This is a genomic window from Colwellia echini (assembly GCF_002843355.2).
GTDB lineage: Bacteria > Pseudomonadota > Gammaproteobacteria > Enterobacterales > Alteromonadaceae > Colwellia > Colwellia echini.
This window is the reverse complement of the sequence record NZ_PJAI02000001.1, coordinates 204596-227518: the sequence shown is the minus strand read 5'-3', so window position 1 is coordinate 227518 and position 22923 is coordinate 204596. Positions and strand designations below refer to the sequence as shown.

The following is a 22923-nucleotide window of genomic DNA, read 5'->3' as shown; positions in this document are numbered from 1 at the left end:
TTACTTAACAAGATGTAAACGTTTAACATTCACTTCCCCAGGACGATTTCCCTGTGATAAATCGATAGCTTGAACTTGTAAACCTTCATTGTTTGCTAGGTGCTCAAGCCAAAACAATAATTGAGTAAAAGGAGTGTTTTCAATCCACACTTGTAAATCATCACCTTGCGGTTGCATACGGGTAATAGTTAATTTGTAGGTTTTTGCTGTTCGACTAGCAATACTAGATAGACTGCCACTTGACTGACCTTTTCCACTAGCTCTCTTCGCCTCTTGATACAAAGCAGTATTTTCTTCTACCCAGGTCAACATTTCTTGGTTTCTTTCTAGCTTGGCTTGACCTTCAATTAAGCTATCATTAAGTGGCTGCCAAATTGTGCTATATAAAATAAAAACAAGACAAGCAAGTGCCATAGCCGCAACAAGGCGTTGCTCTCGGGTATTTAAATGTTGCCACCATGCTTTCATTATGATGTTTCCTTATTGCGCTTGTTGCTTTGCTGATAAATAGCCGCCGTTTTCTTACCTTTAGTTTTGTTAGTGATGCTAAATGAGCCTGACACCAATTCACCTTGATTACTTTGCGAACCTTTTTTAACTTCTAACCCCGTTTCAGCTAAAGCTATACTAAATTTTTCAAACGTTTGATAATCTTTCGCTGTTGCCTGCAAGCGAAGCTCTTGCCGTTTACCGTCAAATTTTAACGACTCTGGTTTTAAGGTCGGTACTTTAGCAAAAGCAGGCTGTATTTTAGCAAGCATAGCTAAAAAGCCTTCTTTATCGCTAACTCCACCGAGCAAAGCCAGTTCACGATTTAATTGTGATTTAATTGTAGAAACACGAACTCTTTTAGTTTTAGGAAATGCGACTTTATATTGATCAATAATACTTTGCTGAACTCTATCTTGCTCTGCATTAAGATGCCACAGTTGCGCACCTTTATGACTCAGGTTTAACAATAAGGCAAACATTGCAACACCTGCAACCCATAACCATTGTTGCCTCGCATGGCTGCGAACTTCTTTAACTTTGTATTTACCCTGCAGTAAATTGAAGCGATTCAATTTACTGCTATAGTTTTTCGCCATTAATGCTAAAGGCAATTCTTCAGGCATTTCAGCAATATCAAACTTATCGCTATAAGCTAATGGTGAATATGCCTCAATATGTACACTAACAGGAGGTTCCGCATTTTCATCATTTTCATAAATTTCAGCAGCTTGATTTGAAAAGGCTTCACATTGTAATTGCCATGTACTGGCGTCTAAAGTAAAACCTTGCCATAAATGTTGACGAACAATAACTTGCTCTTGTTGAGCATTACCTAAGGTGATCGCACTCCAACCTTTTTCGGTATAAGGTATTGTTAGTACGTCAGGCAACATAAATGTTGTCTCTATTTCTGCCTCGGCCAGCCATGATATCCAACGGGCCATCTGACTATGAGATACGATGGCGACAAAACAGTTATTATCTTGAATATCATGCGGTAGATCCGCATAGGCAAAAAATAGTTTATCAACATCTTCAGCCACACTGTCTTCTAATACGTATGGTGCAGCCAAACGTACCGCGCGATTAGATTTTGCTGGTATTTTTAATGACTTAAGCAATACGTCACAACCAGGTACTATTATTTTGACCTTTCTATGCTCTGCCTTGCTTGTCAGCTCACTGAGCTGCTCTGCACCTGATAAATCACCACTGGCAATTATCGCTTGATCATCATCACTACTTTCATCAACGATCAACCAATATATAGTATCGGTAGGTTGACTTCCTAGACGGATAAATAAAGTTTCTGTCACTAGTTACGTCCTATGGTACGACTAATTATTTGAATTTCTTGGTTACTTTGTACTTGCATGATCGAAGTCATGTCAAAATAACTATTATTAAAACGTGCATTAGCTTTGAGTTTAAAATAGTCGCTATCCACAACAAACTGAGCTTTTTGCCATTCATCCAGTTTAGCATCAGTCAATTCAGGAAGGTTAAAGAAATCAGTTAAATCTTCATAACCTGAGCTATCTCTGGCTCCTAATACCGATTGCGCATCTTCTAAACTGATATCAAGCATTGCTTGTATTAACTTAGGATGTTCGGCACTGACGGTATTGATATTGATTAAATGTTGACTGTTTTGTGGTAATACACACACATAAGGCATTAAAGCTAAAATAACCTGTGGAGTAAAATGCTCAACTAACCTTAATTCGTTAACACTACCTAAAAAGTTATTTGCTGCTAGGTATGGAAATTCTCGAGAAGCATAATCATTATCTTCTGCTCCGCCTGTTCCGGTAATAGTATCATTACTATCAAGCCAATCGGTTAATGATTCAACCATAGCTTCGGCTTCAAAAGTACTAATATCCTGTATATCTAGGTTAATAAGTAGCGCTTCTAGTACGGTTGCGGCTGGTAGTTTATTAAGATCATTAGCATTTCTTCCCGTAGCCTTAGCGTCATCTACCGTTGCTGAGTCATCAGCTTTACTTTGGTTTTTTGTTTTTGCACTTGGGTGTAACGCATTAAGGTTTAAACAACTTTGTAAATCACTAATTTCACCACCAATCTCACCAAAGTCAACGGGGTAACTGTTTGCCCCAATTGCCCATATTTGCTCTAAATGCGTCACTTTAGGCTCATCTTTAAAAGCCTTAATTAATACTCGTTTGCTAAATGCTTCAGCCCCTAAAGCATACCAGTAGGCTTGCTGATTGAAACTTATATTAGTGCTGCGCTGCATTTGAACTTGTAATCTTGCAGTCATTTGCGCTGCAATAATAGAGGCTAATGCGACAATTAGCATAACGGTAATTAACGCGACGCCCTGCTGTTTAATTTTGGCATTAATAAGTTTAATCAACATAATTATTGCTTAATACTTGTGTTAACAGGGTCACCTGCAACTAAAAACTGACGTCTGATCATGCCATATTCTTCTGTGTCAATTTCAATAGCAATTGCTTGGGGTAAGGTATTTCCATCCCATTTCTCTTGCCATTTTTGACCATCATAATACTCAAATTCAACACTTTTAACTTTACTAATTAATGGCCTTACTCTTGGCTCTTGCCCAACAACAGCATCAACAAAATTATAATGTAATCGCTCTAAGGTACCATCAACCAAACGATAAGCGACGCTTTGTAAATCTCCACGTGGTAGCAATAAACCAGGGTTTGTCCAGCCATTACGCACAAACGCAATAGCTTGCTCGTCTGCGACAAAACTATCATCAGAAGTTTGAATAAAATCCTCAGTAGCTGTTTCACCATTAATGCGCATAGTACGCTTTGTTATTTGGGTGAAATCACGCTCCATTAATAAAAAGGCTCGCTGTAAATTATTTTGCTGTTCGCTACGTACCTTAGACGTTTCATCGCCACGTAGCACGGTATCAAATATGGTAAAACTAGCTAAACTTACCACTGAAAAGATCGCAACTGCGATTAACACTTCAAGTAGTGTAAAACCTTTTTGTGCTGCGCTAACCGCTGATCTGGTATGACGTTTTGCTATCATCAGGGCTTTTCCTGTGATAAATAAGTCATTAAACTCGCCGAAATTAGCTCATCGTCTTCATTTTTCCGTACCTCAATAACTACTGATTGCAAATCATTACTGGCCGTTTTAATGACTTTTTGTTTCCAATACCAGGTTCTGCCTGCCATGGTAACTTCACCTTTTTTATTATTTTTTGGTGGCCAAGTTTTATCTAAACTGCTTTCTACTAACTGGTTTGATGCAACCCAGTTAGCAAACATCTGTTCTTCTAAATGACTAATATGCCGATAATTATTATCAGAAACCCCAAGTAAAGCGACACCTGCAATCGCAAAAATGGCCATTGCTAACATTACTTCAATTAAAGTAAAGCCACGGTTTATGGAAGCTGATTTTTTACTATTAGAATATTGCTTGATAGCATTATTTTTAAATAAATAACGGATAGGTTTAATCATTGAGGACTGGTCCCTCAATGGTTAATGGCGTGGTATATATGCCCGTTACTCGGTAAGCTAAGTCTTCGGCATCTTGGGCGTAGGCTAGTTCTTCAATGATGCGAAAAGTGAGACTAAACGGCGTAAGATCTCCCCCTGAGAGTATATAAACTTGCGGTATTATTTTCTCTTCTTGCTCTTCTTTAGATAATAAAGTGAAAGCATCTTCATCTTTCTCTTTAAAGGTGTCGGTGTCAAAAAGCAAAGGCTCTTCAATTGGTAGGTCATCTAATTCAAGTGTTACTTCCATTTCCTCTGGCAAGGTAACATTAACTTCCCAGTCTTGGTCGGGTATTTCAGTCCAACGCGTGCCATCATAGCCTACAAACTCATAACTATTTTTCTTAACAATTAAACCTAACTCTATGTTGTTAAGCATGCCATATTCAGCAACAACTTCAAATATAGCGGCAAAACGAGCGCTCTCATGTTTTAAGTTATCACCAGGTTTAGTGCCTGAAAAATTAAATTGCACCAAACTTGCCATAAGACCAATAAGCACAACAACAACCATTACCTCAATTAAGGTAAAGCCTTTATTTTTGTGTGCTTTTGGCTTGAGATGCTTAAAATTCATATTAATGTTGCAGTAGGTAACCTTAAGCTGTAATGCGCAATTTAAAGGAAATGCATAGCGTTGAGATTAATCAATGGGTGCAATTCACGCCTAAATTGTATTTTACCGCGACAAGGTAGCCTTTACTTACTGAAAATCGCCAAGATTCCAGTTACCAATATCATCTTCTGTTCCAGCTTCACCGTCAGGGCCTACTGAAAAAACATCCATTTTACCTTGCTCACCAGGATTTAATAAAACGTAATCATTACCCCATGGATCTTTAGGTAAACGTTTAATATAACCATCATCCGGGAACCGACGTGGCTCTGGCTCTACATCAGACATTTCAACAAGAGCATCTAAGCCTTGTTCTGTTGTTGGGTAATCATAATTATCCATTTTATACAGGCTTAAAGACGTTTCTAATGCGGTAACATCAGATACTGCTTTTTGCATGTTAGCGCGCTCTTGGCTACCCATTAAGTTAGGCACAACCATACTGGCTAAAATACCTAAAATAACTATAACTACCATCACTTCTAGTAAAGTGAAACCTTGTGCTTTTTTCATGTTCATAGTGCTTTCCTAACGTCTGATAAAATCATATTTCAACAATGTATGTTGATGTTTTTTAACTAACTGCTTTTAACTACCGGCTGTTTATCGCCGTTTTTTTTTACCCCCCGACAAGACTGTTCAATTGTAAAATCGGTTGTAATATTGCCATAACAATAAAGAGTACCACACCTGCCATTGCTACCATTAACGCTGGCTCAAATGCTTTTAACGAAATACTAACTAGAGCATCAAACTCTTTATCTTGATTATCTGCTGCGCGGCTCAACATATGTTCTAATTGACCACTTTTTTCACCACTAGCTATCATGTGTAACATCATGGGCGGAAATAATTTAGTCTGCTCTAATGCAACTCGTAAGCTTGATCCTTCTCGTACTTTATCTGTAGAGGCTTTGACTTCTTGTTTGATAAATAAATTATCTAAAACTTCACCTGATATGCGCATGCTTTCAAGTAAAGGTACTGCACTAGCAGTTAAAATACTCAAAGTACGGGCAAATCGTGCTGTGTTGATACCTTTAGCTACTTTGCCTATGCCAGGAATTTTTAATAAGTTTTTATGAAAAGCCATTTCATATTTAGGCTTTTTCAACATTTGTGAGAATAAGAACATTAAGCCAGCCACCATTACTACTAGCGCTAAACCGTAATCTCGAAGAAAATCACTACTGGCAATAAGAAACTGGGTTGTACCTGGCAAGTTTTCACCCATATGTTCAAACTGACCTACAATTTTTGGCACTACTGCAGTCAGTAGAATGGCAATTACCCCTGTTGCTACAACAGTCATGATAATAGGGTAAACAAGAGCTTGAATAAGCTGTGAGCGCATTTGTTGACGTTGTTCGGTATAGTCAGCTAAACGATTAAGTACTTTATCTAAATGTCCTGATTTTTCACCCGCAGCAACCATAGCTCTATATAAACGGTTAAAAATTTTAGGATATTCGGCCATACTTTCAGATAAACCGTAACCTTCGGTAACTTTAGTACGAACCCCCATTATCATACTTTTAATACGGTTTTTTTCACATTGTTCGCCAACCGCCATTAATGATTCTTCTAGCGGCAAACCTGATTCAACTAATGTCGCTAACTGACGAGTGATCAGTGCTAATTCCGAAGCAGAAACTTTGCCACCATCATTGTTATTGAAGCTAGCCGCAAATCCTTTTTTACCCTCGGTTGTTTTACTTTTAGATAAAGTAGAAGACACTTCAATAGGCATTAAGCCTTGATCACGCAACAAGCCACGTACTTGTCGGGCGGTATCGCCGTCGATAACGCCTTTTTTAGTTTTACCGCGGCTATCAACCGCTTGATATTCAAAAGATGCCATATTTACTTATAATCATTATTGGGTAGACAATCGTTAATTAGTTTAATTCTCTTAGTTGTTTATCGCTTAATTATGGGTATATAACCATTAATCTTCACGCGTAACACGCAACACTTCTTCTAATGTAGTTTTACCTAACATTACCTTGTCGAAACCATCGCGACGGATACTTGCATAATTTTTTCGTACATGTTTTTCAATAGCCTGTTCACCTTGACCATTGTGAATAAGTTCACGGACTTTTTCATCAACAGGTAATAACTCATGAATACCTACTCGACCACGATAACCTTTAAAACTACATTCTTTACAGCCAACTGCGCGGTAAATCACTAATTCATTATCTTCAGGTAAGGCTAATAATTGCCTTTCTTCCGCATCAGGTAAATGACTCTCGCGACAGGTTGGACAAAGTGTTCGAACCAATCGTTGCGCTAAGACCCCCAATAAACTTGAAGATAATAAGAAAGGCTCTACGCCCATATCTTCCATACGTGTTATTGCGCCTGCAGCGGTATTGGTATGTAACGTAGATAATACCAAGTGACCCGTTAAACTCGCTTGTACCGCAATTTGTGCAGTTTCCAAATCTCGAATTTCACCAATCATTACTACATCAGGATCTTGACGTAATATGGCGCGCAAACCTCGAGCAAAAGTCATGTCTACTTTGCTATTTACTTGAGTTTGACCAATCCCCTCAATAGCGTACTCAATAGGATCTTCGACGGTTAAAATGTTACGTTCTTTCGCATCAATTTGAGATAAGCCAGCATATAATGTGGTACTTTTACCTGAGCCCGTAGGACCAGTAACTAAGATGATGCCATGTGGTTTTTCAATCAGGGTTGAAAAATCAATTCGAGTAACATCGGTCATGCCTAATTCTTTTAAGTCTAAGCGTGCTGCGTTTTTGTCTAATAAACGTAAAACTACGCGTTCACCGTGTCCTGTAGGCATGGTAGATACACGAACATCAACTGCACGACCACCTATACGTAAAGAAATACGACCATCTTGTGGAATACGTTTTTCTGCTATATCGAGCTTCGCCATAACTTTAATACGAGAAACCAATAACGAGGCTAATTTACGATTTGGTTTGAGTACTTCACGTAACACCCCATCAACACGAAAACGAATTTGCAAAGTATTTTCAAAGGTTTCAATATGAATATCAGACGCTCTTTCTTTAATACCTTCGCTGAGCATGGCGTTAATTAATTTAATAATCGGCGCATCGTCTTCATTTTCAAGTAAATCTTCACTTTCAATGAACTCATCAGCAAGTGAATATAAATCAACTTCATTACCAATATCTTCCATCATCTGCTGTGCTTCAGATGAGTCTCGTTGATAGGTATGCGTTAATAATAATTCGAATGCAGTTGGCTCTAAAAACTCAACACTAAAGGGTGCTTTTAAAATTCGGCGTACTTCTAAAATAGTATCAAAATGTATGCTAGCCAAGCAGTGAAGAATATAACCCCCAGTATCTTTATCTACGGTGATAAGTACACTATAACGCTTAGCGAAGGCAAAAGTTAACAACCATGCGCTGCTTACTTGCTCTTTATCTACTACCTCAGTGTCGCCAATTTTTATATCACCAATTTCAATATCATCAAGCGAAGCTAAATCAACATCGTCAAGTGATGTTATGTCATCAAGTGAGGTTATTTCTTCAAGTGCTGTTACTTCAACTTCTTTTGACATTAGTTCTTGTCTTCTATTGGTGTTGCATTTGGCGGAACTGGCAAATCAGCGCCCTTTTTCCCTAAGTCTTTTTGATATTCGTCAAACGACGGGGGTAACGTTAAGTTGTCTTGCCATTCAGGTAAAATTGGCATGTTTTCATCACTCATTAATCGTAAACCTTCTTCTTGTCTACGAATTTGATCCGCGCGAATATAGTTGTATTTCGTTTCGCTGATTTCTTTCATTAAGGCAGAGTCACGTACAATAGTGGCGCGTAAAAACACCATTAAATTACGTTTACGAGTGCTATTAGTCGTTGATTGAAATAAGTAGCCAATAATTGGAATATCACCCAGTAATGGAACTTTTTGCACACTTTCTTGTACGTCTTCATCAATTAAACCGCCAAGTACAACAGTATCACCACTATCAGCCATTACAGTGGTTTTGATTTCTCTTTTGTTAATTGAAATATCAACACCAGTTGTACCACTTACTGACGACACTTCTTGTTCAATAATTAATTGCACAGCATCGCCTTCGTTAACTTGTGGCGTAACACGTAGTTTAATACCAACTTCTTGACGGTCGACAGTTTGGAATGGATTGGTGTTATTACTACCCGTTGCCGAGCCAGTAATAATTGGTACTTCTTGACCAACAATAAAATAAGCTTCTTCATTGTCTAGTGTAGTAATACTTGGCGTTGCTAGAATGTTTGAGTTGGTATCGCTGCTTACCGCTTGAATAATTGCACCCCAATCATTTTTAGCAATACCGAACATCATACCGCTCACATTACCAAGTACTTGCGCTAATATACTATAATCACCTTGGGTTGACGGGTTAACTGTCGTAGAGCCGTTTTCTGAAACGACTGTAGTACCAGGGATATCTTCAGCGGCAATAGCACCTGCTGCTACCGATGAAATACTTGCTGGGCCATTAGTAAATTGAGTAAAGCCACCCGCTTCGTTGTACCATTGCACACCTAAACTAATACCGTCACTTTCAAATACTTCAACAATAATCGCTTCAACCAATACTTGTGCACGACGAACATCTAATTGACGAATTACCGCTTCAAGTGAGCGTAACATGTCGGGCTCTGCGGTAATAACCAAAGCGTTAGTTGATTCATGCGCATCAATACTTACGTCACCCTTTGAACTATTACGTGATTTTGATTTTGAGCCAGTAGCATCGGTAGCAATTGTTTCACTAACACCTTGTAAAACTTTAACTAAATCTTCTGCTTTAGAATATTTAAGGTAATAAACACGGGTATTACCATTACTTTCTAACTCACTGTCTAAGCGTTTAACTAAACGAGCAATACGCTCACGGGCTTTTATTTCACCACTGACAATAACACTATTAGAACGGTCATCCGCGACAATGGTAGGGATCAAAAATGTTGGCTGACCTGCTTTACCACCGCCTGGCTTACTCATTGCTTCAATAATTCGAACCATTTCACCTGCTGAAGCGTATTGTAGTTTGATTATCTCAACATCTTGGTCACCTGCTCTGTCAACTCGTTCAATAATTTTAACTAAACGATTAACAGTAGCTGCTGTACCGGTAAGCATAATAACGTTAGCTGGGTCGTAGTTTACTACGTTACCACCACCTGCTTGATCTGAAAGTTGGCGTAATAGCGGAACTAATTCACGTACGGTAACGTTTTTAACTTCTACAACGCGAGTAACCATTTGGTCGCCAATAATGTTACTTTCATTGTCGATTACTGGGATAGCTGCCGTTTTGGCATCTTTATTACGAATGATCTTAATAATATTATTTTCGGTTTCTACCGCTGCATAGCCATAGACTTCAAGAACATTGAGAAAGAATTGGTAGTATTGTTTTTCAGTTAAAAGATCATAACTACGGACATTGATTTTCCCTCGAACATTGGGATCAACAATCATGGTTTTTTGCAAGTTTTTACCAACAATATTGACGAACTCGGTAATTTCAGTGCCTTTAAAATTTGGAGAATATTCTGCGGCACTTGCTTGTGCTATAAAACACAAACAGTTGAAGGCCATTGCCGTAGTTACAGTTAATAAAAACTTTTTCATCATTATCAGTATCTCTGCTTTATTATTTTAACTGAAAGTTTAAGTGGGACATTTCTCTGGTTATTTATACCTTAGCAGAAAAGTGTTACAACTATCTTTCTATATAATTTCATAACTTATACATAACACATACTTAGTGTATTCATTATGTAAATTAATTCGTTTCGTGACTTTTTCATGGCCTATTTTGGTAAACTATAGGCTAATAAGTATTTCGGTTAAACCACCGTCTCGGTCAACCAGTAATGTTATATTACTGGCTTCTTTCATTTCAACCATTGCTTGCATTGCCTGTGTTGTCGCAGTTAAATCATAACCATTCATTTGTACTGCAACATCACCTGGTTTTAAACCCGCAAGTTCAAAAAACTCAGGCTTTTTACCTGGGCGTAACGAATAACCTATGATGTTACCATCTTTTCGTTTAGGTGAAATACGCAAGTAATCGCCTATGTTTGCAGGGTCTTTTGCAATTTCACTACGTACATCTTTGGCTGACTCTGTTAACTGTTCATTATTTCGTTGATCAACCGTACTAGCCTTAGGGCTATCAACTACTTTTGATTTTTGCGCGGCTGACTTACTCTTTATCCCTAATGCTGGTTGATTATAATCAAAGCCATCAAGCATTAAAGTTTCTAGTGCTCCTGATTGTTTGATCAGCACTCGGTCCATTAACACTTGCTCAAGACTAGCTCGAGTGCCAACAATAATATCACCAACACCGTAAGTTTCTTGCTTTCCTTGATACTCAATTATTGCTGCTGCAGTGTCATTATTATCACTGGCAACTAAACCAGAAAGTACTAAATTTAATTTTGTTTCAGGCACTTCAGCTGCGGCAATGTCAATTGTTTCAGCATCACTTTCATTATATAAACCAAACAGATTAAGCGATTGAATTTTAGCAACATCAATTAATTTTTTTGTATTGTTAGCGCTCGAATTTGTTCCATTAGCGATTTGTGAGGCGTTTTGGTTCCCCTGGTTTTGCGGTACTACAGACCAGGTTATTTTTGCCGCCACAAACGAAATATATATCAATAATAATACCGTCACCGTTTGCGCAACACGTTTATGACCGAGTTGAGACAATAGGGCGGATAAATCTGTCATGTTAGTGGGAAGTTGCATATATTCTTATATCATTGTTATTTATGAATTTATCTTGTCGACTTTAACGACAACTACTCATTATTATTATGAAGCAAACAGGAATGATACTTGACCATAGAGCTGGCAACAAGTGTTACTCCACGAATTTCAGTGATTTGAGTGAATTAAATGTTAACAAAGATTTAAACGCACAGATATAGCACTTGTTATGTTAATTTTAAGACCAATATTAATTATATAAGTTCCTTAACTATAGGTTAATTATGACAACAACTAAAGCTACCCAAAACACGGCAACACGATTAGACAAGTGGCTTTGGGCGGCTCGTTTTTATCGCACCCGAGCAATTGCAAAACAAATGATTGACGGTGGTAAAATTTTTTATAATGGTCAACGCACTAAGTCAGGAAAAGCAGTAGCAATTGGTGATATAATAAAAATACGACAAGGTTTTGAAGAAAAAGAAGTTACCGTGATCGCATTAGCTGACAAACGTAGTGACGCAACTTTTGCCCAAACCTTATATTCAGAAAGTAAACAAAGTATAGAGTCTCGTGAAAAAAATGCACTTGCACGTAAGCAAGGTATTTTATTGAGCCCTGCAAGTGATACTAAACCAGATAAAAAACAGCGTAGAAAGCTACGTGAATTTAAAGAAAGGATCTAACCGCTATGAGCCAATTCAATGTATTAAATCGTTACTTATTTACCGATGCCCATGCCCGTGGTGAGCTAGTACAATTAAGCAGTAGTTTTAAAGCAATTATTAAAAATCATAATTACCCATCAGGTGTGGAAAAATTATTAGGCGAATTACTCAGCGCTACTTGCTTATTAACTGCCACCTTAAAATTTGAAGGTGATATTACCGTGCAACTACAAGGTGACGGTCCTGTTGGTTACATGTCGGTAAGTGGTAATAACAACCAACAAATGCGTGGCATTGCTAAAATGACTGAAGAAACCTCTGCTGATACACTTAAAGGTCTTATTGGTAAAGGCACTATGATCATTACTATTCGCCCATCTGTTGGTGAAGCTTACCAAGGCGTGGTTGCTTTAGATCAAGAGACCCTTGCAGGTTGTTTAGCCCATTACTTTGAAGTATCAGAACAAATCCCAACAAAAATTTGGTTATTTAGTGATACTGAGCAACAACTTACCGGTGGTGCTTTAGTACAATTATTACCTGATGGTGATGGTAGTATTGAAAACAAACAAAAACAAACAACTGATTTTGAACATCTTTGCCAACTTACAAACACCATTAAAAGTGAAGAGTTATTTTCATTAGAAGCTGAAGCATTACTGTATCGTTTATATCATCAAGAAGCGGTAAATATTTTTGAACCACAAACAGTTAGTTACGTTTGTGGTTGCTCTGCAGATAAATGTTTGACAGCTATAGCTCAAATTGAACCAAGTGAAATTAAAGCTATTTTAGCTGAACAAGGTAAGATTTCGATGACTTGTGATTACTGTGTAACCACCTATGATTTTGATGAACTAAGTTTACAAGAGTACATTTCAGACGTTAGACATTAAATTAGATAATTAAATTAGATAAATATATACAATCAGCCTTTAATCACCTTATAAAAATAAGTAATGGTTAAAGGCTAATTCCCCTCTCTTATATATCATAAATCATATATCATATATCAGCTTATAAATCCTAACGGATAAATACAGTATTATGCTGCTGAGTGATATAACGCATTAAAAATATTAACAAAACTAGAATCTACATTAATATTAATAGGTATTCTTAATTTTCTAGCTATGTCACTAGCTGAGATTATACCGCGGATCATGTGGCTATCTCGATCAACCACAATACAGTGTTGTTGCCCTCTTTTTTGTAGCGTTTCAACTACATCATTGATACTGGATTTTTGTAACTCCTCATAAGAAAAAGCTTTTAACTCATTTCTTGCTTGCATAAAATCAGCAACACATAGCTCTGCTCTTGGAATACCGCTAGCTTCGCGTTTAATTATTCCCTGTAGGTTTAGATCATCTAAACTCACTACGCCTAAAAAGTGAGACTGTTCGACAATAATAATAAGTCTAACATGCGAGTTTATCATTAATTTTTCTGCTTCTACTGCAGAAGTGGAAGCATCTAAAACTATCGGTTGTACTGCTTCAAAGTCAGTAAAAATAGTAAGAGCTGAAGAGTTTAAATTAACATTTTTATCTTTTGGACATGCTAATTCATCTATTGATTCAAGATTACATAAGGCTAAATTTTTCATAATTAACTACCTAATATTTATTATATTTATTCCCTAACGATAGCGACATATCCAGCCTCGATGAGTAACTCAAAAAAAGCCAAGCTATTAGTATGTTAGGTATTTTGTCTGTTTTATAAAATGAAACGATTAAAAATAATATTTCATCAGTGACGATATAAAATTAAGAGGCAGTATGAGGGGGGGCTCTAATTGAGCCAGTAGTATAAGTATTTTTTAAATCAGCTAAATCATAACCCGTTAAAACAAATATGTTTTGTAATGCGTTATGATAATTTATGTTATTAACAAAGCAGTGTTCAACATCTAAATCTGTAGTTTGGCTATCTTGCTCAACGTCAACTATATAAATTTTACTTACGCTTACTATGTTATTCTCAAGCGCAACAGCACTTACTGAATAATTCAGTAAACTAAAAGCAATAATTAAAGTGAGAAAATATTGATACATAAACATACTTTATATAACTAAACACAACATTATTTATAGCGCTAATAGCATTCTTGCGCAACCATTTCTGCTGTTATCTTTGTAATAATATGTATCCATGATTTACAGCTTCACCATTTAATTCCCCCTCTAAATTACATTAACCTAGCTTTATACTTTCGTTTTAGCTATTACTCACTTATGATAACTTTATAAGCGAGATGAAAACTTTCAAATGACCGATCATTATTATTTAAAATACACATTGTAAGATTACTTTTTTAATATTAAGAGAGGATTTCTATGACAACGCCAAGTATCACTATTGATTTATCACAATACGGTATATCTAACCCTCGCCAAATAATTTATAACCCATCGTATGAATTACTGTTTAGTGAAGAAACTAAAGCAGAACTCAAAGGCTGTGATAAAGGTGTAGTAACAGAGCTTGGTGCGGTAAACGTTAATACGGGTATATTTACTGGGCGATCTCCTAAGGATAAATATATTGTTCGCGATGACATTACGCGCGATACCGTGTGGTGGTCTGATCAAGGTAAGAATGACAACCATCCCATGACTCCTCAAACTTGGGATCATTTAAAAGGCTTAGTAACTAAGCAATTATCTGAGCAACGTTTATTTGTAGTAGATGCGTTTTGTGGTGCCGATGAATCAACTCGTTTAAAAGTACGCTTTATTACCCAGGTTGCTTGGCAAGCCCACTTTGTGAAAAATATGTTCATTCGCCCAACCGACAGTGAACTAGAAGATTTTGAAGCTGATTTTGTGGTAATGAACGGAGCTAAAACTGTTAATACACAGTGGCAAACGCAAGGCTTGAATTCTGAAAACTTTGTCGCCTTCAATTTATCTGAAAAAATTCAGCTAATTGGTGGAACTTGGTATGGCGGCGAAATGAAAAAAGGTTTGTTTTCAATGATGAACTATTACCTACCACTGCAAGGTATTGCTTCTATGCATTGTAGTGCAAACGTGGGTAAAGATGGCGAAACAGCTATTTTCTTTGGTTTATCTGGCACCGGTAAAACTACCTTATCAACCGATCCTCATCGTCAACTTATTGGTGATGATGAACATGGCTGGGATGATAAAGGCGTATTTAACTTTGAAGGCGGTTGTTACGCAAAAACAATTAACCTGAGTAAAGAAAATGAACCTGACATTTACAATGCTATCAGGCGTGATGCTTTATTGGAAAACGTAACCGTTGCTGATGATGGAACAATTGATTTTAATGATAATTCAAAAACAGAGAATACTCGGGTTTCTTACCCTATTTATCATATAGATAATATTGTTAAACCTACTTCACGAGCAGGTCATGCGAAGAAAGTTATTTTCTTAACTGCTGATGCTTTTGGGGTATTACCGCCAGTAGCTAAGTTAACACCAAAGCAAACCGAATATTACTTTCTGTCGGGTTTTACCGCTAAGTTAGCCGGAACTGAACGTGGTATTACAGAGCCAACGCCAACTTTTTCTAGCTGTTTTGGTGCCGCGTTTTTAAGCTTACACCCAACACAATACGCTAAAGTGTTACATCAACGTATGGTTGCTGCAGGAGCAGAAGCTTACTTGGTAAATACTGGTTGGAACGGTACGGGGAAACGTATTTCGATTAAAGCCACCCGTGCTATTATTGATGCGATATTAGATGGCTCGATAGATCATACTTTAACGCAAATCATTCCAATATTTAATTTATCTGTACCGCTTTCACTTGCGGGTATTGAAGATGCGATTCTTGATCCTAGAAACACTTACGACAGCGCTTCTATTTGGGCTAAGAAAGCAGATGATTTAGCTGAGTTATTTATCAATAATTTTGAAAAGTTTACTGATACAGATAACGGCAAAGCATTAGTTAGTGCAGGCCCACAACGCTAATTTTACAAAAATTGTCATGTGAAAATGTTAGTAAAAAGCCAGAAGTTTAAGTCTGGCTTTTTTATGACAATCAATCAATACATCAAAAAATATAGCGAATACATTCTATCGCTAGGGTGTTGGCTTATTTACTCTTCAAAGGTAAACGCACTTTCGCTTGTAAGCCACCCGTAGTTCTATTTGTTAACTCTACAGTACCGCCATGTGCTTCAACAATACGTTTTATAATAGCTAAACCTAAGCCGCTACCTTCAGTGCCTCGAGCGGTGTCACCTTGAGTGAATGGTTGGAATAAACGGTCAATATCTGCTGCTGGAATACCTGCGCCATTATCACTTACAATAATAAAAGCAAAACCTTTTTCTATGCCAGTAGATACGTCAATTTCACCTGTTGTATAACGAATAGCATTTTGCACTAAATTTGCCAGAGCGCGCTTAACGGCAACATGGCGTAACGGTATTTTAGGGCAGTCACCATATTGGGTATTGATCACACGATTACTTGGTGTTTCTACATTAACGACTTCTTCAACAAGCTCATTTAAATCATCTAACTCGGCTTTATCTTTTGAATCATGACGAATGTAATCAATAAACTGGTCAATAATATTGTTCATGTCATCAATATCAATTTCGATGCCTTCTTTAAGAAAAGCATCTTGCTCATGCATCATTTCACTGGCTAAACGAATTCTCGTTAGCGGGGTGCGTAAGTCATGAGAAATACCCGCCATAAGTAAATTTCGGTCTTCTTCAAGCTGTTTAATACCTTTGGACATTTGATTAAACGCTTGCGTTACCGCCATTATTTCTGAGGTACCACGTTCAGTTAAAGGATCAGGAAAATCGCCACGCCCAACATCTTTTGCTGCTAGCTCTAATGATTTTAATGGTCGGTTAAGCTGTCTAACAAAAAGCCACCCTCCCATAACACTTAGTAAACCAATAACCACCATAAAGAATATTAATGGTGAAATACTGCCTTTTTCCATACCATTAATGGGTATTTTGACCCAAAGGTGCGGCGCTTGCGGTGCACGTATCCAAAACAGATATTCATCACCATCAAAAATTCTCACTTCCGCGGGACCACCGAGCAATAATGACATTTGCTCTGAGCGATAAGAATATAACACCGCATTAGCTAATCCTGCAGCCATTGCGTCATGCTCACGATAAACACCAATGCCTGTTTCATTATGAAAAGCTTTCGCCATTTTTGGACTTAATTTAGCGTCATCTATATCAATAAAAACAACGCGCACTTGCTTAGCCAACAACTGGTTTATTTGTTGTTGGTGCGGGTCAAAAACATAGATAGCAAATGAGATATAAGACACTATTTGATTGATAAAAAGCAAAAAGCCAATCAATAAAACCGTTTGTCCAAAAGCACTACGAGGCAATATTTTCATTTAAATATTATCATTAAAAGAACTTTCATTTAAAAATCTTAACGCTAAAACGCAAAAACAAACTACGCTTGAGTTCCGTCAGGTACGAAAACATAACCTAAACCCCAAACCGTTTGTAAGTATCTAGGTTTAGTCGGGTCATCTTCTAACATACGGCGCAATCGCGACACTTGTACATCAATACTGCGTTCAAGAGCAGAATAGTCTCTACCGCGCGCTAAATTCATTAACTTGTCGCGTGATAATGGTTCACGCGGATGGGTAACTAATGCTTTGAGTACCGCAAACTCACCACTGGTAAGTGGCATACTTACTTCGCCTTTTTGCATTTCTCGGGTCGCTAAATTCAATTGATAGCCACCGAAACTAATAGTATTTTCTTCTAGAGCAGGAGCACCTGGTGCTTCTTGAGTTTTACGGCGTAATACCGCATTAACACGCGCTAGTAATTCTCTCGGATTAAAAGGTTTAGGCATGTAATCATCTGCACCTAGCTCTAGACCGATAATACGATCAACTTCATCACCTTTAGCGGTTAACATAACAATAGGGATATTATTTGAATTTTGACGTAAACGACGACAAATTGATAAGCCATCTTCTCCAGGAAGCATTAAATCAAGCACAATTAAGTGAAAGTTTTCACGCTCAAGTAGTCGATCCATCTGCTCAGAATTAGCAGCACTGCGTACGGTAAAGCCTTGTTCAACTAGGTAGCGTTCGAGCAGAGAGCGAAGACGCATATCATCATCTACTACTAAAATTTTTGTTGTTTCTTGAGGCATATTATTGGTCACTTTACTTGGTTAGCTACTGTTATATCGAATCGTTTGATTAAATATTTACTGTCGATTTTACTGTCGATTTTACTGTCGATTTTACTGTCGATTTTACTGTCGATTATTAATTTTACGCTACTATAAGCGAAATTGCTTACTATGTTGAAGTTACAAAAAGTAAATGCTGCCAAGCATTTGTTACAATTTATGTTATTAACCTGAACTATTAACTTAAATTATTAACCAAATATAAACTCATCATTAAGGGCTGTTAATCTTTCGCTATTACTTTTAAAGCAGCATGTTTGGTATTTAGGCAAGGCAGAGCATGTAAAGTAGAACTGATTAAATGCACATGCGATCACGCACTTTAAATATCAAACACGTCAAATGACAACCTTTATTTTAAGTAATGAATACTTTGCTCGGTGACGCATTGGCTGAAGCTTTTTTGACGTTCTGAATGAGAAAGCGACTTTACTGCTTGCTGCACTAATACCATCTTTTCTTCCCTGTCCTTTTTAGGTAAATGAGCCAGTTGCGCATGAAAACAACCAAACAAGCCAAAGTTTATCGCTTCGTCAGATTGCATAGTATCTTCCCCCAAACAGGTAATTAACTTTTCTGCCAGGGTATTTCTATCCATTTTGTTAATAAGAAAACTCAACTCATAATCAGATTCATCTGTTTTTCGCGTGTTATTACAAGAAAAAAACATATCGGCGACTGCAACCACCGGAATTAATTGCTGATGCTGTTCACTAAATCGACTTGTTAACCAATCATTGTGAGCTTTATTACTTTCAGGCGTAGACTCAACTATGACTTCTTCGTTTGTTGTCAACGGTGCAGAATGCGCTGCAGACAGCCACCACGCGTGACTAGGCTGAGCATAAAAAATAAAAGACAGAAGCATTATATTTAGGGATTTTCTTATATTATTTTTTTTCATACCACCATCCTTAACTATATTTGAACCATATTATAAATACAGTTGTATATTTTGACATATATAACCCTAGACCTTAAGTGCGCGCTATAACAAAAAAGCCTATCTCAGGTAGCTGAAATAGGCTTAGTAAAAATTACGTTTTTATACGTGTTTAAATCATTTTTTCAAATAACATTAATGATTATGCACTTGGTGTTTGGTGAATATGCACATCACGTTGCGGATATGGGATAGAGATATCAGCTTTATCAAATTCAAGTTTAACTTTTTCCATCATATCGAAGTAAATACCCCAATAATCAGCAGACTTTGACCAAGGGCGTACAAATAAGTTTATTGAGCTGTCACCGTGCTCGCCAACCCAAATATCAATAGGTTGATCTTTTAATACACGTTCATCAGCTTCAAGCAACGAGCGAATAACAGCTTTTGCTTTAGAGATATCATCGTCGTAACCAATACCAAAAACCATATCAACACGGCGTGTACCATTAACATTAATATTTGTTACACAACCATTTGATAATAAAGCATTTGGAATAACAATACGCTGATTATCAAATGTTTTTAAAATAGTATTGAAAATTTGAATTTCTTCAACGCTACCTGCAAAACCTTGTGCTTTAATTGCATCACCGGCTTTAAATGGACGGAATAATAAGATTAATACGCCACCAGCAAAGTTAGCTAAACTACCTTGAAGTGCTAAACCAATAGCTAAACCTGCAGCACCTAAAATAGCGATAAATGATGCTGTTTGAATACCAATCATTGAAGCAACAACAATAACTAGAATAACTTTTAATAGGGCACTTAAAATACTTAATAAAAAACCATGTAAAGTAATTTCAACTTTCTTTTTTTCTAAACCCATTGCAACTAGATTAAGTACTTTTTTAATAATAAAGCTACCAACCACGTAAGCAATAATTGCGAGTAAAATCTGCACGCCATATTGCACAGCCATTTCACCAAGCATTTGTATATAATGTTCGACTTTTTCTATATTGAATTCCATGAAACTGATATCCTAGTTAGAGAGTACCTAATGAGTTAATTTAAATAAATTAACTCGCTTTAACAATTGTAACTTTTTTGAAAAATGGTGTAAATTACATTCGACATTATTTACGCCATTTTATAGGTTGTAAATTCAAATAATAAGAAACACATCAACTATTTAAATACACAAGGAACGTCTTTACCATGACAAGCCTGTTCAACTTCTTCACCCACAAATTTTTTAAAGTTTTACTAGCTTTATATCTCGGTTTGTTTTCTCTTATTTGGTTAATATCTTCACCGATCGCTAAACACTACCTTACCCCTATTTTAGCTGAGCAACAGTTACAATTATCTGATGATGCTAGCATACGCTTTAACCCTTTTTTAATGAGAGTTACACTTGCTGATATCAAATTATCAACATTGCAAAACCCAGAGATAAACGTATTCACTTTAGCGGAATTAAAACTTCAAGTAGCCCTATGGCAATTAGCATTTGATAAAATTGTGGTTAGTAAGTTTGTCATAAATCAAGGTACCTTAAGAGTTACTCAACATGATAATGAACTCGTTATTGCTGGTATAACATTACCTAAGGCTGAAGATGATACTGCTGCCGATGATAATGCAACTGAAACGATGGACGAAGGTTTAACCGAAACAACTGCAGAACCAACTACAGAATTTCCTTATCAGTTTGTGTTACCTGACTTTATACTCAGTAATTTTACCATTGATATAGAAAGAGATACGCAACAGCAAAAAAACAAAACTCATCATATTAACATTGAACAACTGGCATTAAGCCAAGTTAAAGCAACACAAGACAACCAAGAAGCTAATTTAGCGTTAACTGCTTTAATCGACCAAACCGAATTAGCGCTTACCGCGAATACGAACTTAAACTTAGGTAAAGGCGATATAAACAGTAATATTCGTTTAAGTAATTACCCTGTTGAAAAGTTAGCCCGTTACGTTGAAGATCTTAACGAACTAAAAGGCTCATTATCATTCACTAGCCAACAAACGATAACTCTTGCCGATACCGGCATCAACCTTCGAGTGCAAAAAGCCAACTTAGGTTTACAAAACCTGCTCATTGGTTTACCTAAACATCATTTAACGTTAAATGAATTACAATATAACTTTGCCGATATTGCTATTGATTTACAAGATAATGCACTCACACACCTTGATGGTAAAAGTAATATCAAACTAAGTAATCTGGCCGTAAATGACAATGAAACTACAGATACAATTACCTCATTTAGACAACTTGAGTTAGCTGATATTAACTTTCTTTTTGATGAAGAGCCGAGTGTTGATATTACAGATATAGTATTAGAGGATTTTTTATTCTCTAAAAAAGCTAAGTTAGCTGATGAAATTGCCTTACAAACTATTGAGAGAATTAATGATCTATCAGAACAAGAAGGCATTGATATTTCTGCTGAAGCTTTAGTTAAATTACCTCCAGTATTAGAACTAAAAAAACTAACTGTTAATAACTTAAAGATTCATGAAAAAAATATTGCTATCAACAGCATTATTTTTGACACCTTAACGGGTGAAGTTATTGTTAAAGAAAATAAAGAACTCGCTAATTTAATTGCTTTGGCTGATAAGACAGAACAAGAACCTATTACCGAAGGTGTTACCGTAGAACCTGTCGAAAGCAAAGAAAATACTGAACAAGATGTTGCCAACACAGATACGGAAGTAAAAGAGGAAGCTTTTATCTTTAGCTTTAATGAATTGCGTTTTATTAATGATAACTCTTTTGCTTTTAGCGACTTTAGTGTTGACCCTTTTTATCAGCGCACTTTGTATATAGACACACTTGAACTTGGTGCATTAAGCAATGGTCCAGTTAAAAAACAAGAACAAACGCCTTTCGCATTAGTAGGACGTAGTGATAAATACGCCAATTTTAGCCTCGCAGGTTACTTACAACCTTTTGCCGAGATTGCTACTTATCACTTAGAGGGCGACTTCAAAGAGTTCTCATTACCTGCTATTTCTTCTTATTTAAAAGGCTCTACAGGTATAGAAGTAAAAACAGGTCAACTTAATACAGCTTTAAATGTCACGCTTACCGGTGATGAACTTGATGGTAATGTTGTGGTATTACTACAGGCGTTAGAAACCGCTCTAGTTGATGAAGAAGAAGCAGGTAGCTTAATTAGCCAAGGCGCATTACCATTAAACATGGCAATGGGTATGTTAAAAGACAGTGATGGCAATGTTGAACTTGAGGTACCACTAAGCGGCTCTACTTCTGATCCACAATTTGGAATGAGTAGCATCATTACCTTAATCACCCAAAAAGCGATAATGTCGGCAACCCAAGACTATTTAATGACTACTTTTGTGCCCTACGCCAACATAGTATCAATTGCGATTACTGCTGGGGAGTTTGCCTTAAAACTACGTTTTGATGATTTAGAATATAATGCGAAACAAATTGAGGTTGGCGATAATCAAAGTACTTATTTAACAGAGTTTATTGCCTTAATGCATGACAAAGAAGACACCCGAGTAACCCTTTGTGCTGTGAGCACGCCTGCTGACATTGACTTACCCGCAGGTGTTTCGGTAACCGACAAAGCCTCCATTAAAAAGTTAATTGATATCGGTGAAAAACGTGAACACGCCTTAAAAGATTACCTAATTGAAGAAGGTAAACTTCCATCATCGCGTATTCTACTGTGCAAACCTAAAATTGATAGCAGTGAGGGTGCAATTCCACATATTGCTATTTCAGTCTAATTCATCAGGT

General features: G+C 36.9%; 21 protein-coding genes. 4 read left to right on the top strand and 17 right to left on the bottom strand.

What is annotated here, in order from left to right; all coding sequences use genetic code 11:
• From gspM to gspC, 11 genes are all read right to left on the bottom strand, one after another.
• Positions 1–468 carry a type II secretion system protein GspM gene (gspM, locus tag CWS31_RS00945; protein ID WP_101343281.1) on the bottom strand — a complete coding sequence of 156 codons (468 nt, stop codon included), beginning with the start codon at positions 466–468 and terminating at the stop codon, positions 1–3.
• Positions 468–1808, bottom strand: coding sequence for a type II secretion system protein GspL (gene gspL, locus CWS31_RS00940; protein ID WP_101343280.1), 1341 nt, complete (start codon positions 1806–1808; stop codon positions 468–470). The genes gspM and gspL overlap by 1 nt, the downstream gene beginning before the upstream one ends.
• Positions 1808–2875, bottom strand: coding sequence for a type II secretion system minor pseudopilin GspK (gene gspK, locus CWS31_RS00935; protein ID WP_101343279.1), 1068 nt, complete (start codon positions 2873–2875; stop codon positions 1808–1810). The genes gspL and gspK overlap by 1 nt, the downstream gene beginning before the upstream one ends.
• Positions 2876–2877: 2 nt before the next feature.
• A complete protein-coding gene (gspJ, locus tag CWS31_RS00930) occupies positions 2878–3531 on the bottom strand; it encodes a type II secretion system minor pseudopilin GspJ (RefSeq protein ID WP_101343278.1) in 654 nt (217 codons plus the stop codon).
• Complete coding sequence (gspI, locus tag CWS31_RS00925) at positions 3531–3971, bottom strand: type II secretion system minor pseudopilin GspI (protein WP_101343277.1); 441 nt, start codon at positions 3969–3971, stop codon at positions 3531–3533. The genes gspJ and gspI overlap by 1 nt, the downstream gene beginning before the upstream one ends.
• Entirely contained in the window at positions 3964–4587 is a 624-nt protein-coding gene (gene gspH, locus CWS31_RS00920) for a type II secretion system minor pseudopilin GspH (protein WP_101343276.1), read from the bottom strand. Before gspH ends, gspI begins: the two co-directional genes overlap by 8 nt.
• Before the next feature lie 126 nt (positions 4588–4713).
• Complete coding sequence (gene gspG / locus CWS31_RS00915) at positions 4714–5145, bottom strand: type II secretion system major pseudopilin GspG (protein ID WP_101343275.1); 432 nt, start codon at positions 5143–5145, stop codon at positions 4714–4716.
• Positions 5146–5245: 100 nt separating this feature from the next.
• A complete protein-coding gene (gene gspF, locus CWS31_RS00910; RefSeq protein ID WP_101343274.1) occupies positions 5246–6487 on the bottom strand; it encodes a type II secretion system inner membrane protein GspF in 1242 nt (413 codons plus the stop codon).
• Positions 6488–6574: 87 nt separating this feature from the next.
• A complete protein-coding gene (gspE, locus tag CWS31_RS00905; RefSeq protein WP_246143251.1) occupies positions 6575–8203 on the bottom strand; it encodes a type II secretion system ATPase GspE in 1629 nt (542 codons plus the stop codon).
• A complete protein-coding gene (gspD, locus tag CWS31_RS00900) occupies positions 8203–10275 on the bottom strand; it encodes a type II secretion system secretin GspD (protein WP_101343273.1) in 2073 nt (690 codons plus the stop codon). Before gspD ends, gspE begins: the two co-directional genes overlap by 1 nt.
• 192 nt (positions 10276–10467) lie before the next feature.
• Entirely contained in the window at positions 10468–11406 is a 939-nt protein-coding gene (gene gspC / locus CWS31_RS00895; RefSeq protein WP_246143250.1) for a type II secretion system protein GspC, read from the bottom strand.
• 245 nt (positions 11407–11651) lie between these two features.
• On the opposite strand from gspC, the gene CWS31_RS00890 reads away from it, so the two are divergent.
• Together CWS31_RS00890 and hslO are read left to right on the top strand one after the other, a co-directional pair.
• Positions 11652–12056 carry a S4 domain-containing protein gene (locus CWS31_RS00890; RefSeq protein WP_101343272.1) on the top strand — a complete coding sequence of 135 codons (405 nt, stop codon included), beginning with the start codon at positions 11652–11654 and terminating at the stop codon, positions 12054–12056.
• Positions 12057–12061: 5 nt separating this feature from the next.
• A complete protein-coding gene (hslO, locus tag CWS31_RS00885) occupies positions 12062–12934 on the top strand; it encodes an Hsp33 family molecular chaperone HslO (protein WP_101343271.1) in 873 nt (290 codons plus the stop codon).
• A gap of 149 nt (positions 12935–13083) precedes the next feature.
• On the opposite strand, the gene CWS31_RS00880 is transcribed toward hslO, so the two are convergent.
• Positions 13084–13647 (bottom strand): CBS domain-containing protein, encoded by a 564-nt coding sequence (locus CWS31_RS00880; RefSeq protein WP_101343270.1) that lies wholly within the window; start codon positions 13645–13647, stop codon positions 13084–13086.
• Between the two features lie 163 nt (positions 13648–13810).
• Positions 13811–14098 carry a hypothetical protein gene (locus CWS31_RS00875; RefSeq protein ID WP_101343269.1) on the bottom strand — a complete coding sequence of 96 codons (288 nt, stop codon included), beginning with the start codon at positions 14096–14098 and terminating at the stop codon, positions 13811–13813.
• A gap of 282 nt (positions 14099–14380) precedes the next feature.
• Here CWS31_RS00875 and pckA point away from each other — a divergent pair, with 282 nt between their 5' ends.
• Complete coding sequence (gene pckA / locus CWS31_RS00870; RefSeq protein WP_101343268.1) at positions 14381–15991, top strand: phosphoenolpyruvate carboxykinase (ATP); 1611 nt, start codon at positions 14381–14383, stop codon at positions 15989–15991.
• Positions 15992–16115: 124 nt separating this feature from the next.
• Here the strand turns inward: pckA and envZ are convergent, their stop codons facing one another.
• The 4 genes from envZ to CWS31_RS00850 form a co-directional block, all read right to left on the bottom strand.
• Complete coding sequence (gene envZ, locus CWS31_RS00865; RefSeq protein WP_101343267.1) at positions 16116–17408, bottom strand: two-component system sensor histidine kinase EnvZ; 1293 nt, start codon at positions 17406–17408, stop codon at positions 16116–16118.
• A gap of 62 nt (positions 17409–17470) precedes the next feature.
• Positions 17471–18193, bottom strand: coding sequence for an osmolarity response regulator transcription factor OmpR (ompR, locus tag CWS31_RS00860; RefSeq protein ID WP_101343266.1), 723 nt, complete (start codon positions 18191–18193; stop codon positions 17471–17473).
• A gap of 394 nt (positions 18194–18587) precedes the next feature.
• Positions 18588–19103: a hypothetical protein gene (locus tag CWS31_RS00855; RefSeq protein WP_246143249.1), complete on the bottom strand. Its 516-nt coding sequence runs from the start codon at positions 19101–19103 to the stop codon at positions 18588–18590.
• A 217-nt stretch (positions 19104–19320) separates the two neighbouring features.
• A complete protein-coding gene (locus CWS31_RS00850) occupies positions 19321–20157 on the bottom strand; it encodes a mechanosensitive ion channel family protein (protein ID WP_101343265.1) in 837 nt (278 codons plus the stop codon).
• A gap of 188 nt (positions 20158–20345) precedes the next feature.
• Between CWS31_RS00850 and CWS31_RS00845 the strand changes: the two genes are divergently transcribed.
• A complete protein-coding gene (locus tag CWS31_RS00845; protein ID WP_101343264.1) occupies positions 20346–22913 on the top strand; it encodes a DUF748 domain-containing protein in 2568 nt (855 codons plus the stop codon).
• Positions 22914–22923: the final 10 nt, after the last annotated feature.

Coding starts and splice junctions, on each gene's coding strand:
- envZ (WP_101343267.1), bottom strand. CDS start 17,408: ATGAAAATATTGCCTCGTAGTGCTTTTGGACAAACGGTTTTATTGATT.
- CWS31_RS00875 (WP_101343269.1), bottom strand. CDS start 14,098: ATGTATCAATATTTTCTCACTTTAATTATTGCTTTTAGTTTACTGAAT.
- gspK (WP_101343279.1), bottom strand. CDS start 2,875: ATGTTGATTAAACTTATTAATGCCAAAATTAAACAGCAGGGCGTCGCG.
- gspG (WP_101343275.1), bottom strand. CDS start 5,145: ATGAACATGAAAAAAGCACAAGGTTTCACTTTACTAGAAGTGATGGTA.
- CWS31_RS00880 (WP_101343270.1), bottom strand. CDS start 13,647: ATGAAAAATTTAGCCTTATGTAATCTTGAATCAATAGATGAATTAGCA.
- CWS31_RS00850 (WP_101343265.1), bottom strand. CDS start 20,157: ATGGAATTCAATATAGAAAAAGTCGAACATTATATACAAATGCTTGGT.
- CWS31_RS00855 (WP_246143249.1), bottom strand. CDS start 19,103: ATGCTTCTGTCTTTTATTTTTTATGCTCAGCCTAGTCACGCGTGGTGG.
- gspJ (WP_101343278.1), bottom strand. CDS start 3,531: ATGATAGCAAAACGTCATACCAGATCAGCGGTTAGCGCAGCACAAAAA.
- CWS31_RS00845 (WP_101343264.1), top strand. CDS start 20,346: ATGACAAGCCTGTTCAACTTCTTCACCCACAAATTTTTTAAAGTTTTA.
- gspD (WP_101343273.1), bottom strand. CDS start 10,275: ATGATGAAAAAGTTTTTATTAACTGTAACTACGGCAATGGCCTTCAAC.
- ompR (WP_101343266.1), bottom strand. CDS start 18,193: ATGCCTCAAGAAACAACAAAAATTTTAGTAGTAGATGATGATATGCGT.
- pckA (WP_101343268.1), top strand. CDS start 14,381: ATGACAACGCCAAGTATCACTATTGATTTATCACAATACGGTATATCT.
- gspC (WP_246143250.1), bottom strand. CDS start 11,406: ATGCAACTTCCCACTAACATGACAGATTTATCCGCCCTATTGTCTCAA.
- CWS31_RS00890 (WP_101343272.1), top strand. CDS start 11,652: ATGACAACAACTAAAGCTACCCAAAACACGGCAACACGATTAGACAAG.
- gspF (WP_101343274.1), bottom strand. CDS start 6,487: ATGGCATCTTTTGAATATCAAGCGGTTGATAGCCGCGGTAAAACTAAA.
- hslO (WP_101343271.1), top strand. CDS start 12,062: ATGAGCCAATTCAATGTATTAAATCGTTACTTATTTACCGATGCCCAT.
- gspI (WP_101343277.1), bottom strand. CDS start 3,971: ATGATTAAACCTATCCGTTATTTATTTAAAAATAATGCTATCAAGCAA.
- gspE (WP_246143251.1), bottom strand. CDS start 8,203: ATGTCAAAAGAAGTTGAAGTAACAGCACTTGAAGAAATAACCTCACTT.
- gspM (WP_101343281.1), bottom strand. CDS start 468: ATGAAAGCATGGTGGCAACATTTAAATACCCGAGAGCAACGCCTTGTT.
- gspH (WP_101343276.1), bottom strand. CDS start 4,587: ATGAATTTTAAGCATCTCAAGCCAAAAGCACACAAAAATAAAGGCTTT.